Consider the following 13,208-nt stretch of genomic DNA (forward strand, 5'->3'; position numbering starts at 1 on the left):
CGCGCCAAGCCAAGGAGAACATAGTATCAATGAATTCGTGCGGAATCAAGAACACGCCACCCTCGATCCGATCCAAAAATCGGCAGATGTTAAGAGGGATTTCAGGGAAAGTTGCCGCCCCGGGCAACCAACCGTAACGCGTAATCCCTCGACTATTCCCGCGAAATAATTACCCAACAGATCGGGAAGAAAATAATCCCTAAGCGTGACATCAAGCCATTTATCATTAACACTGGCATTTCTGCTCTCCATATCCCGAACAGACGCCGAATACTTCAAATACAATCCCCCCATTAAGATATCCCCAGAAATAATATTTATTCCCTTCCCGCTCTCGCCGTTTTCATGCTGTCCCCAGCCAGGGAAAACGGCAGATTTTAAAGCTGCCGACATAGAATCTTTTTTGGTGATCTCTAAGGCAAAAGCCGCAGGAGATAATATTGACTGGCACAATAAAATAGCAACGATTGTTTGCTTGAACATACTACTTAATCTCCATCAAGAATTTTCCATTTGAATCGAACTTCTGGATGCGATTATTATCCGTATCCGCTACATAAACGTTGTCGTCCTTATCAATTGCAATCGCTTGTGGGTTTCTCATCTCTCCCTCTCCGCTTCCTACCTTTCCCCATTTATTAATTAGTTTTCCATCCCCGGTGAATTTATGAGCCTCTCTGGTGTAGCTGGTTAACACATAGACATAGCCATGACTATCTACGGCAATACCTTTAAGCCCATGTAATTCTGGCTCCCAATAAATTGGCGGATAGCCAAAGTTAAATCTAACAAATTTGTTCTTTCCCCATTTTTTTACAAATCTACCGTCTTTTGTAAATTTCTGGACTCTCATCTGATAAGGTTGATCCCCCGTGCCAAACAAGTAGCTGGGAACAAAATCATCTGTTACGTAAACAAAACCGTTTTTGTCATCTATAGCAATGGCACGAATAGCCTTAAATTGTCCATCGCCACTACCTTTGCCTCCGAACGATCGAATAAATCGTCCGTTATTATCAAAGACCTTAACTTTATGATCCCAATAATTGGTAATATAGATAGTGCCGTCTTTATCAACAGCTATGCCTTGGGGATATCTTATCTGCTCCGGCCCCTCTCCGCCCACATCAAACACTTTGATCGGATGGCCATCGTTACGATCAAAAATGCCAAATTTAATTCTTTTTGATGAAATGTCATCGCCGACTGTGAAAATATTATTCTTTGTATCAGAACATATCATCTTTGGAAAAATTATTTTATCCTTAATTGATAATGAGGTCGGTTGACATTTAAAATACCACACAATAGAAGCAAATTTGTCTTTTATTTGTTTGGCAGGCATCTTCTCAAAGTTATCAAAATCGCTTTCCCAAAGAGCCAATGTTTGCTTGTTTAATATCGAAAGCAACTTTCCATTAGAAGCATATTTTTGTAGCTCAAAACGCCAAGTCCCTTTACCGGATATAACATATATGTTACAGTCGTTGTCTAAAGTAATGCTTGAAGGCATCACCATTTCAGCACAACAAAATGAAATCAAAAAGAAACAACCGAAAAAAACTGCTAATAACTCCCTCATTTTGCCACCTCTTTGACCTTCATGGTTTCTTCACAAAAATATGCGGGAAGAATAGAATTGCTAGAATCATTTATGCCTCTAAATGGATACATAATATTCAGCAAATTAATTCCAGTATTTGATCCTGCAACCTGATTCCATGCCCAGTATCCTAATTCAGAACAATAAAATTTGCCATTATCAGCGCCATCGTAATGACCTTTAAAAGTTAGCAGGTTAATTGGCAGATCATATTCTGTGCCAATGTAAGGTTTAATTTTCTCAACAACCGCGCTTCTTTTGTTTTCATCAGCAAGTTTTGGGATTTGCGTTGCATAATAAAAACCTTCACCATAATAATAATTATTGTTATCTTTAACTGAAAGATCGTGTTCTTCTATCCCTGTCATTATTGGATCAATCACTTTTTTATTCCCTAGATATACCCCCACATGATCCGGTTCTAGGGGAATAACATCGAAGCCCGCTAAACCTTTATTGCTGAACATGAAATCCCCTCGTCTTAATACATACGCATTCGACTTGACATCATTGATGAATTTATAAGCACCGATAAATGATCGGACAAATGATAAATTATGGCCGCCTGAAACTGAAATTGATATATTGTTTTGCCCTTCTTGTAAATTTTTAATATTTATAGGATCATTAAAATTTCCTGACGAATCGACACTAATGTCCTCCCCACCTATTGATAGCGAATAGCCGGGGGAAACTAAACCCTTCGCCGAATTGCCATTTTCCTCGAACGGGAAAACAGAACTTTCAAACACTTGCCTGTCCCTTGGGCTTACAAGAATTAAGTCTGGCCCGCCATTTGTCCCAATATACACCGTTGCATCTCCTGACTCGACTTCCCTGCCATCGGCGGTGCTAACGACAGCATTAATCATATTTTCACCATTGTTCAAAGAAATATTGACCGACCATATCCCACCAGAATAACTTACTCCAGTTACTTCTCTAACTGTAGAGCCATTTGTTACATATATATGAGGCAAAACACCTCCGGCAGTTCCTTTAACAGTTACGGTTTTTGCCAGTGAGGGGTACCAGATTATATCAGTAATATCCGGCTCGACCGGTCTTATCATCGGAGTTGTCACTTTTAAATATTCCTTTGCCAATATCGCCGCAAATAAAGTCTTATTCAATGCTGCCAAAATCTTTCTGCTTTCGCCGATAAAGCTTAAGTCGCCTGACATAACCTTAACTCCGGCTACTGAAGGCCCTTCTATCAAAGCCAAATTACTGCTAGTCAAATCCCAATTAAAGTCCCCAGCCCACGTAAAATCAGCAGGCATCGTCACTTTATTATCATTCAAATCATAAGTTGAGGTAACACTATTTGATCCCTTGCTTACGGTTGTAGAAATGGTATTGGCATCTTTAGAAATATCCACCTTGTAATCCGAAGCAATTCCACTTTTATTGGCAAATTTTGACATATTGATCTTCAAATCATTATTATCCTTGTCATAACTAATCCCACCCTGTCCAAATACCTGATTCTCAATATTTTCCATCATCTTCAGAATTCCGTAATAAACATCTGCCTTTGAGCTGGTGTGCGCACTGCCGTTTAAAGAAACTGTCCCGTTTATTGGATCGTATTCATAAGTCGCTTGCTCTGCTCCTCCTTCATTTATTATCATCTTAATATTCTTGGAACTATCATCCGCCCCGGGGATAGTTACCTTTACCGGCACGCCATCAATGTTTGAAGTCATGTTCAGCGCAAAATTTAATGAATTCTGCAAAATAATCGGCGCGGTTCCTCCCCCCTCAAAGACAACAGAACTATTTTTAATGAGCCGATCCCCGCTCGAATCTTTTATGACAACACGAATGGAATCTGTGGCGCTTGATGAGGAAGGATTAAAAAACGTGACATAGGCCTTATTTTCGGAATCAAAAGTTAAGAGCTGTTCATTATCGGCGGGGATTGAGCTGGCTACGCTCATGACACTGATTGGTGAATATTCCGTCGAGCCGTCGCCTTTAATTGCCTTTATACGCACAGAATAAGCACCCGGAGCAACATTATTGCCACCAAGATCTTTTCCTTTCCAGACAAAAGGGATCGGCCTAGCAGGGTTTGGCATCGATTCAGAAAAAGCATAGACCACCGCGCCGGCAGAATTCAACACTTCTAATCTTGCCAGTTGGCTTTGCTTTGAAAGAGCATATTTAATAATGTTAGGGATTCCGGAAACAGTTAAATTGGGAGCGTCTTTGATGCTGACAAAACTTGAGGTATCAATACTTTCTGCTTTTAGGCCAAAAGACAAAGCGCCGCCGATCGTCATATGGACCTGGCTGTTGGAATGGGAGACATATGCAGCGTAGCCAGATGGCGGGGCAATGTAGGCGCCACTGTAAATGTCTTTAATTTGAATAACTGCCGTCTTCTTGGTTTTGTCTCCGGTGTCATTTATTTTAACCTCGATTTGCCAGTTTTTTGGATCGGGTGGAGCTGGGTTATTCGTTTCGCTCCCCCCTCCTGCTCCACTGCCACCACCGTAATTTTTTCTAATTTCATCCCGCCTACTCCATTGGTCGCCCCCCACAATCAGAGCCGTTCCTGTCCCTGCCAGAACACCTGCCGTGGTGCCTGCTACTGCTGTCCCCCATGCTGGAGCAAGCAACCCCCCCGCCATGACTGCTGCGCCAACACCCGTTACAACAAGGGCAACTCCAACTACAATGGTTACAGCACTTGCGACCGTATCAACCACGTCTCCTGCATATACAAATGCTTGTATTGCTAATACAAAAACCATGATCAGACAAATCAATTTAAAGAAACGAATTTTTTTAAGCATTCTATCCAATAACCCCTAAGATTTTATCAATCTTCTCGGCCTTCTTTTTGTCATATTTAGCGGCCATTCTCCAGGTTTTGGCCGCCAATTCAAGATCTCCTTTTTTTGAATAAATATAAGCCAAATCGTTATAGATATCAGATAACTTGTCCTTATCGGCATTTTCAATTGCTAAATCAAATTCGGATGCGGCCTCGTCATAATTTTCTAATTCAGCGTAAACAAGCCCCAACATTCGATGCGCCTGCCAATATTGTGGATTTATTTTTATGGCCGCCTTAAATGGCGCTATTGCCTTCGCCATCTCCCCAAGCTTTAAATAACATTGGCCTAAATTATAATCGGCTTGATAATTATTGGGTTTTACCGCCAGAAGGTCTTGATAAACTGAGGCCGCCTCTTGATATTCTTCATTTTCAAACAGGAGATTACCTAAATCGAAATAATTTGCTTTTTTATCATTCATCAAAAACGCGATCTTGTATTCTCGTTGCACAGACAATGATTGGGAATTCAAAGCCATGGCTTTTGCCAGGCTTTCGATTGCCTTCTTTATATCCTTTGTCTTCCGATAAGCCCTGCCCAGATTATAATACGCATACTCTAACGCTTTTTTATCATTATCCAGGGCAATAGTTTTATTGAAACTGGCAATCGCCAGTTCGTATTGTTTATTATCAAAATAAACCAAGCCCAGATTGTTATAAGCCAGAGCATAAGAAAAGTCATATTTGATTGCCAACCGATATTCTAAAATTGCTTCGGCTGGGAGTCCTTTTTGATGGTAAAGCCAACCCAGTGAATTATGGGCATTAGCATCTTGAGGATTTCCCTTCAAGTAAAGCTTGCGCTTAATAATATCGACATTAGTTAATAGCGCTTCGCTATTTGGGTTAATTTTCAATGCTTCCTCATACACTGCGGCCGCCTCAGGGAGCTTGCCTTCTTTATCATAAACATTTCCCAATAATGTATCGATCATTATTGTCGCACCGGCTTTGATAAATTGGGAACTGCCGGATTCTTGCTTAAATTTAAGGCTCTGTGCTAAAAACTTTTCTTTTGCTTGCAGGAACCTTTTTTCAGCTTCTTCGTAGCGATTTTCGCCAAAATATCTTAAGCCCCACATCAGATCGATCTCTCCATAATCTTGAATTCTTAAGGGGAGTTCCTCCATAGTTTCTGCCGCCTTACGATAATCTTTTTTATTCATGTAGACAGATGCCAGGAGCAAATGGATGTTCCAATCTCTCTTATATTTTTTGACTGCCTCTTCCAAAACCATTTTAGCTTCATCGACTTTATTATCATAAAGATAGATCGTGGCCAGAAGCGTCGGCTTCTCAGGCCGGTCATTAAAGGCTGCATCCTTCTCCTTCAACCGCAAACCATTTTTAAGTTCGATTATTGCCTCTTTGAACATCTGCATTTCTAAGAATGCGGTAGCGTTGCTAAAATGTGTTTCCGCTTCATTTTTTGGCACGCAGCCCGCAAGAAAAAAAGCCCCCAGTAATAGTAATAATAAAACGATAATGTTTTTCTTCATCTTAAAATTTCCCCACCTTTATATCAGCAATTAAATACCCCTTTTTATAAATCGGCAACGATTTTACAATCCGCCCATACGGATCAATCACTTTCGTAACCCCGCTGTTCCCCACCCTAATATAATATACGCCGTTTTCGATCGCTCGGAAAACGTTCATTGAAGCGTGCTGATAATGCTCCGTCCGGCTCTGCGACCAGCTATCATTGCTTATATTAACCAAAAATTGTGCACCGGACGAGACAAACCGCTTGCTTAGATCGGGGAACATCCCTTCAAAGCAGATCAAAGCACTAAATTTCCCTTTAGGGGTTTCAAATACTGTATATGCGCTTCCTGGGTCACAAACTCCTTTCCCTTCAACATTCTTCAGAAAACCAACATAATAGCGCAAAGGCAGTACTTCCCAGAAAGGGACCGGATGTATCTTGTTGTATTGGCTTAAGACTTCGCCTTTTGGTGAGATAAGAAAAGCGCTGTTATAATGTTTTATCCTGCCGCCGACATTTTTAATATCACCGTTGCCGATCAGGAAATATGTTCCGGCTTCATTTACAATCTTGTACATCTTGCGCGCCAGGGCGGGATTCAGGCGGATGCTTTCCGTGATAACCGTTTCTGGCCAAACAATCAAGTCAGGCTTTTGAGCGGCGGCTTGTTTTGTCAAGTCTTCAAGCACGACCAGTGATCGGTCGGGGTTATACCCCTTTTCGGCCCGGAAATCGATCCCCGGTTGAATTAGCGCAAGCCTAAAATCGCCTTTTGTATCCGCCATACTTACTTTGGCAAATCCATAAACAAAACAGATAACTAGTATCGCCGCGACGGCAGAGAATTGTACTGCCGCAATTCTCGATCGCTCCTTGATGGCCAGAAAGATAGAAATATTTACTAATACGATAATGAAGGAGATCCCAAACACACCGATCTTGTCAGCAACCTGAATCAAATATATATTAAGGTGCTGGGAATAGCCCAAGATACCCGCCGGGAATCCCCAGGGGCCGATCGAGCGAACATATTCAATTAACGTCCATAATATTGGAGCAATCAATAGATTCAGGTTTTTCGTTCTATCCGCTATTAACCGATAGAACAAACAGAATAGACCAAAATATAAGCCAAGATACGCTGACACAATGAAAGGAATAGATAAATGGAATACTTTCAGCCAAAATATTTGGCCGATAAACATCACCAAACCGGCCAACCAGCCGAGGAGAAAAGATTGTCCTATATTGCTATTTTCAAGCGCGTAAAATAAGGGAATTAAAGCTATCCAAGCGAGAGGCCAGAAATTGAACAGCGGATAAGACAGCGCCAACAAGATGCCCGAAATTATCGCTAATGGCGCCGACATTTTGCCGACCGTTACGTCACGCATACCGCGCCTCCGTTTTGGAACATCTATATTTTACCATAATTTCACGCCTTTTCGCCTTTACCATCAATATCATATTATAATGTATAGTAAGCAACTTTATTGCCAGCTATCCCTATCTTGTATTTTCCCGTTTTTATCATATTTTTCATGCTTTAGCACCAGTTAACTGTCGTATTTTTCGTCACCCTTTGACGGAATCTCGACACCCCCACCTTACCGGCCGGCCCGCCGGAAGCAGGAAAGAGTCAATAAAAAACGTCCAGTACTTCCCTTCCCCCCAATTGAGGAATAGGGAAGCACTGGACGTCAATACCTAAGTGATCAGCTAACTATATTTAGTAAGCTAACCCAAAATCCCGATAAAACATCGGGATGGCGTGTACCAACGCCTGCCTATCCGGCAGGTCTGCCTTTCGGCAGATCATGGTCTTATTATTCACTAATACTTTCTCGAGTGATTTTAATTGATCGGATGGTTCGAGATTAGAAATGTTATCGGAGATGCCGATTTCCGCCTTTTTCAACCACTGGATCGATTTAAGGCAGGCGTCAACGATTTTATCTTCGGCGCTTCTTCGTGTGGCTAAAATATAGTACAATAAGGCAAGCTCAAAGGCAGTGGATTGCTCTCCTTTGAGGAGGTAAGCGACTCGTCTGGTTTGTATTTTATCGTCTAATTTCATTGATGTTTCCTACGACTCGCTGAATGTATTTCGACAGATTCCGACATAAATTTCACTGCACTTTTTCTTAACATATCAGCACATATGTATGATCGGCCTTAGGCCGACTCAACTTGCACCTGTTTTCCGCTTCTTGGGCTACGGGAAAAAGGGAAGTCGCTTCCCAGCGAAGGGGTGGGTTTGGGATTGGCGATGAATATCCATCAAGTGACGGCGGGCGGGGGATCAAAAGAATTTCAATATCAAAAAGAGGGAGATTGGTTTCCGCCTGAGGCGCCTGCCCGCCTTTGGCGGGGACCAGCCTTTGGCCAATTTTCATGAGAATCATCCTTATCGTGTCCGGAAACGCCCGGAAGTGCCCGCAAGCAAAAATGTCCGGAAGTGTCCGGAAATGTCCGGAAGCTTAATCAACTCGCTTTTTATATACCGTTCTATACCCCCGCCCCTCTTTTAGCAGGAGTCCCTTTTTTGTTAATTCAGTAAGGTCTCTTCTGGCCGTCCTTTCGTCTATATCAAACAATTCCGCATAAGAAGATGAAGAAATCATCTCTTCAACACCTAATTTCCCCAAAAATTGTTTTTGTCTTTGATTAAGCTCCAGTTCGATTTCCTTTTCTTTCATCTTGTTTAAGTCAGCAGCAAACATAGTGGCAATAACCGTCCCGCCAAAATCAAAAGAATTTCAGCGTATGTGTGGGGGCCTACCAAATCCCCGAAAGTGAGATCCGGTGGACGTTGTCCCTGGACAGGGCCCGCTGGGTGACGTAGGCGTAGTCAACCCGCGTGTGGTTGACCTGGAAGCCAGCCCCGGGCGGCCAAGCGTAACGCGTAATGTTACCCGCTAAATCTGTAGATTCAACTGTAATCAGCGCCGGGCCGTCGTAGCCAGGGATGGGGTCGAATTTCGCTTCAACCTGACCATTAGCCGCCTGCCACTGGCCACTGGTAACTAGTAACTGGGGAGACGCGCCATTTTGAGTCACGTAAACCTTCGGCGCTTCTTTTAGGGGTTCGCTGACGTTGAACTTGATGCTTACCTGTCCGTTAACGGACGGTATACTGGCCGGGTTGGGAGAGACAGAAAGATCGCTGACCGACGGATTTGTCTTGTCGATCACAAACGTCTTTATTTTACTGATCGGATTAAGCGCCAGATCGCGGGCCTCGACTGAAACCTCAACCGGTCCTTCCGCGTCTTCAGCGATAATCAAATAATGGTATTCGTAACTATTGCCTTCAACCGTCGTCAAGTTGGCGGTTTTGGCCGCACCGTTATTCAACGTTAGTTTGACCGCCGGCACCGCCTCAAGTGTTTCCAGGAAACTTAACTTTATGCCGACATCGCTATCCAGCTTCGCGTACGGCGGATCGATCGAAAAATCGGTCGGCTCGGGCTGTGAATAATCAACCGTCAGATTGATTGTCTTGGGGATGGCGAGCCCATAGAGCGCGTCCTGGCCGCTCACCCTGGCATAGTAATCACCCGCCGGGAGAGGATTCCCGTCGTTGCCCAAACCGTTATATTCATAAACATACGAACCGGCGGTGTGATTGAAAGTCTTGCTCCAAACCGCTTCGCTGCTCGAATTGAGCACTTCGATCTTGACGAGAGCTTCGCCCGAGATGTACATCGTCGGGTAATTGACCGAATAGTTAAAGTTGACCGAGTCTTTGGCCCCGTCGCCGTTAGGCGAAAAGATCGGGGAGCTGATCGAAATATTGACAGTTGGGCGGGCGGAAACAAGCAGGACCGTCCCTGGCTCTTCAACCTTGGCGCCTAACTTGTCTTCGGCTTTGATCACATAGCTGTAATAGCCGTCCAAAGCCATATTTCCCGCGTTGTCCTTACCGTCCCAGTAGAAGGAATAATTACCCGAACCTTGAGGATCGTTTTCGATCAGGTTTTTGACGGTCGATCCGGTCGGCGTCCGGATATCGAGGCCGACGGCATAGTCAGGGACGCCGCCCGCCAGACCATATGAAATCCTGGTCAAGTCCGTCAAACCGTCGCCGTTGGGGGTGAAAGTCGCGGGGCTGGCCTGATGGCTAACCAGGCGGAAAGTGTCTGGTCTGGCCGCGAACGCATCTGTTTTTGCTTCCGCGATATTTTTCGCGCGGTCCTCGGCAATGATCTTGAAGTACCGCTCCCCTTCCCCGCTGATCGGATAACTGATGAGATGCTCCCCCGCAGTCTGGCTCTCACCGGTAATGACGGCCGCCAAAAGCATCCCGTCTTTGTCAAAGACGGAAACTTCAACGGAAGAATTTTCCGGGATAGAATAGGTCAATTCCGCCTTGTTCATTCGATAGTCGACGGCCAAGCCCTTGACCAGGATGTTGGGCGGGACATTATCGACCAACACGGTATTTGATGATTCGGCCGGCTTCGCGCCGGGCTTGCCCGCCGTGGCGGGTTCGCTAGGGTCCTCGGCCCAGACCTTAAACACATACGAACCGTCCGCGACGCGGTACTTATTGGCGGACGCGGTCGGGCCGTCATAAGCGCTTTCAAAGTCGCCGTACCAGCGGGCAATATGCTCTCCCTTCCCCTGAAGCTCATCGGTAACCAAGGCTTTGATCGTCTTCCCCTCCGCGCCGACGATCCACGCTTTGACTTTCAGGTTGTCCCGGCCGAGATAATATTTGATCTCCGTAAAACTGTTGTTCGGGTTGACCGGCGCAAACGGATCGGGCTCGGCGAAAGCGTAGGGGATGAGGGTCGGCACACGGTCAACGACGACCGCTTTAATTTCAGAAGTTGTCGAATTCCCGACCCAGTCCTCGGCAGAGACTTCCCAACTATAGGTGCCGCCTAATAATTCATTTCTTGAGCCACGACCATCCCACGTCCAGTCACCAGTCGATACGCGTAACGCGTAATCCGTAACGCGAATAGTTGGATAAGTAAAGTTGTCCGTTGGGCCTTCGTGAGTGCGGAATAGTTTGCTATCGTCACGATAGATGGAGAGCGTCGTGTAGACTGGTTCGCTGAATTTATACCAGAATTTAGTCGTATCTTTCACCCCGTCGTCGTTGGGGGTAAAGGGATTGGGATCGGCGTTCAATCCTAAAACTGTCGGCGGAGTGGCGTCGACGATCGTCTGGCTGATAACGTTGTTGCTGATATTCCCTGCTTCGTCGATCGCATAAACAGTCGTGTTGTAAGCTCCGTCGGCCAGCTTTTCGCTGATCGGGATTTCGGAATACAATATCCAATTTCCGGTCAGGTTGTCCCGTCGGAAAATCCGGAACGACTCTTTTGTCCAGGTCAGCTTAACTTCCTTGTTGGCTTCCGCCGAAATTTCCTGGTTTAGCAATTGCCGGGAGGCACCATCGGCATTACTCATTACAGAGAGGTAGATTTTTCCCTTTTCATTCGTTTTCAGCAGATAATCTACCGAATCGTACTTCCCATCCCCATTTGGCGAAAAGGCATAGAGATTTTGTGACGCCTCAACACTGGGCGGGACGGTATCCTTGATGATCGTCACATCCGAAAAAGTCATCACATCGGTGGTATCTTTAGGATGAGAGGTCACATAGATAATGTTTTCTCCCTCTGTTGTCAGCTCAACATCTTTGAATTCAAAATTACCTTTAGGGTCGGCTACCCCTCTCCGCACCGTCCCGACTTCCGATTTTTCAATCGGAACGTCGGGACCCCCGCCGCTATTGTTTAAGAATGGTGGCGGGGCATCGTTCTTGCCGATCACATAGACATCAAGAATTGAATCCGGCTCCGCTGTCCCATGGATAGTGACGGTTTCTTTGTTGGTAATGTACCGGTCGGCAAGAACGATGGGCGCGGAGAGAGAAAATTTCCCTGGGAGTAGGGCGTAGGTTGAAAAATGGTCGAGCGGGGCGTAAAAGGCGTATTGCAGTTCTCCGTTGTTCTCTTCCACTTCCTGCCTGTTCCCGGAAACGATCTGCAGGTCGCCCGCCGCTGTCACCTGATGGATATTCATCGCCAGGCCCAAATCATCCCCCACTTTAGGCAGTGGCGCGTTTTTGTCCCGCAGATTCAAAAGCGGGTCCGCCAGATCGTCAAATGTGTAGATGAACTTGAGCGTCGGCCTTTCATCCACCCCTTCCAATGTGCTGACCCGGAATTTCCACGGCGATGGTTTAATTTCAACTATCGGCCCTGATGTAATGATAATTGGCCGGTTTCTGATGTATATCTCATTCATTGCCACCGGAGTTATTGTTACCAGCTGGTCTTGAGGCAGTTTCGATCCGTTGACAAAGGCACCTTTAGGAAATTCAAGGTGAGCGCGCTTGTAGGTGCTGTAAGCTTCGCCGCTGATATCTTTCTTGATCAAGGTGCCAATTGAGATGTCTTTGGTCGCAATGTAGCTGCCGGATTTAAGAAGGACGGTATATTTCCCATTCAGCCGTCCGACATTCCACCAGCCGAGGCGGCCAGACGCGCCACCGTTCGAGGTCATGAAAGTTTTCCAGGTGTTGCCGTCAAAGTACATCAGCTCGTAAGGGCCGGAGGCGTTGCCAAGTATCTCCACATAGCGAGACTCGGAGGCATCGAGTTTGAGTTTTAATTTTAGTTTGTCGTTCTTCCAGTGCGATTGCCAATCTTTATCGGTGGTGGTGTCAACCTTTTCTAAGATAATATCTTTGTTTGCCCCGCCAGTTTTGTCTTTCAGCGCTACGTCCCAACTGGTAATTGCCACGTTGGGATTATCAATCGGAGAATTGCTCGTCCTGCCAAAGGGATCATTCTTTAAGAAGGAAAACTTTAAAGCGGTACTGGATTGATAATCATCTTTCACCGAGTAAAAGTCGGAGACATTAAGCTCTCTTCTGCCGTAAAATTCTTTCTCGTTAAAGATTAAGCCGGGACTTTTAATCAACCCTGCGGTGGGCAGAAGTGAATTGTCATCGCCGGTAGTCCAATTTATTCCGGCTGTGTCCAAATCTTCCGCCGCGTAAGTCGTGTTCTTGTCTCCGCTTGAAGGAGAAACTTTGATCCCCGAAGTATTGCTGGTCAACGAATACTTCGCTGCATTGACATAATCAGGCAGTTTTAGAAACTGGCCGAAACTATCCGTCGCGCCCCAAGCGCTTTTACCCGCGGCCTTATCAAACCTGACCTGACCGCTGCCGCTAAGTAAATTCCGATTATTCGCCGCCGCTTTTCTTTGGTTTAATTCGGTGGGATCAAGCTCCCAGA

The 13,208-nt window shown here is 45.2% G+C and carries 8 protein-coding genes; all 8 read right to left on the reverse strand.

The window, feature by feature from the left end; translation table 11 throughout:
• Positions 1 to 45: 45 nt before the first annotated feature.
• Positions 46 to 483, reverse strand: a complete 438-nt coding sequence (locus WC903_03870; GenBank protein ID MFA5893081.1) for a hypothetical protein — start codon at positions 481 to 483, stop codon at positions 46 to 48.
• A 1-nt stretch (position 484) separates the two neighbouring features.
• Positions 485 to 1,582 (reverse strand): 6-bladed beta-propeller, encoded by a 1,098-nt coding sequence (locus tag WC903_03875; GenBank protein MFA5893082.1) that lies wholly within the window; start codon positions 1,580 to 1,582, stop codon positions 485 to 487.
• Positions 1,579 to 4,407, reverse strand: a complete 2,829-nt coding sequence (locus WC903_03880; GenBank protein MFA5893083.1) for a FlgD immunoglobulin-like domain containing protein — start codon at positions 4,405 to 4,407, stop codon at positions 1,579 to 1,581. Before WC903_03880 ends, WC903_03875 begins: the two co-directional genes overlap by 4 nt.
• 1 nt (position 4,408) lies before the next feature.
• Positions 4,409 to 5,953, reverse strand: coding sequence for a tetratricopeptide repeat protein (locus WC903_03885; GenBank protein ID MFA5893084.1), 1,545 nt, complete (start codon positions 5,951 to 5,953; stop codon positions 4,409 to 4,411).
• A 1-nt stretch (position 5,954) separates the two neighbouring features.
• Entirely contained in the window at positions 5,955 to 7,337 is a 1,383-nt protein-coding gene (lnt, locus tag WC903_03890; protein MFA5893085.1) for an apolipoprotein N-acyltransferase, read from the reverse strand.
• A gap of 335 nt (positions 7,338 to 7,672) precedes the next feature.
• Positions 7,673 to 8,020: a hypothetical protein gene (locus WC903_03895; GenBank protein ID MFA5893086.1), complete on the reverse strand. Its 348-nt coding sequence runs from the start codon at positions 8,018 to 8,020 to the stop codon at positions 7,673 to 7,675.
• Between the two features lie 403 nt (positions 8,021 to 8,423).
• On the reverse strand, positions 8,424 to 8,666 hold the full coding sequence (locus tag WC903_03900) for a DeoR family transcriptional regulator (GenBank protein ID MFA5893087.1): 243 nt from the start codon (positions 8,664 to 8,666) through the stop codon (positions 8,424 to 8,426).
• Positions 8,667 to 8,721: 55 nt separating this feature from the next.
• Positions 8,722 to 13,208: FlgD immunoglobulin-like domain containing protein (locus WC903_03905; GenBank protein ID MFA5893088.1), on the reverse strand; the 4,487-nt coding region annotated here is incomplete at its 5' end.

The organism is Candidatus Margulisiibacteriota bacterium (genome assembly GCA_041658645.1).
In the GTDB taxonomy this organism is placed as follows: Bacteria; Margulisbacteria; WOR-1; order O2-12-FULL-45-9; family XYB2-FULL-48-7; genus JBAZZV01.

Excerpts from the sequence above, each read along its gene's own strand:
- WC903_03870 (MFA5893081.1), bottom strand. The coding sequence starts at position 483 with ATGTTCAAGCAAACAATCGTTGCTATTTTATTGTGCCAGTCAATATTA.
- WC903_03875 (MFA5893082.1), bottom strand. The coding sequence starts at position 1,582 with ATGAGGGAGTTATTAGCAGTTTTTTTCGGTTGTTTCTTTTTGATTTCA.
- WC903_03880 (MFA5893083.1), bottom strand. The coding sequence starts at position 4,407 with ATGCTTAAAAAAATTCGTTTCTTTAAATTGATTTGTCTGATCATGGTT.
- WC903_03885 (MFA5893084.1), bottom strand. The coding sequence starts at position 5,953 with ATGAAGAAAAACATTATCGTTTTATTATTACTATTACTGGGGGCTTTT.
- lnt (MFA5893085.1), bottom strand. The coding sequence starts at position 7,337 with ATGCGTGACGTAACGGTCGGCAAAATGTCGGCGCCATTAGCGATAATT.
- WC903_03895 (MFA5893086.1), bottom strand. The coding sequence starts at position 8,020 with ATGAAATTAGACGATAAAATACAAACCAGACGAGTCGCTTACCTCCTC.
- WC903_03900 (MFA5893087.1), bottom strand. The coding sequence starts at position 8,666 with ATGTTTGCTGCTGACTTAAACAAGATGAAAGAAAAGGAAATCGAACTG.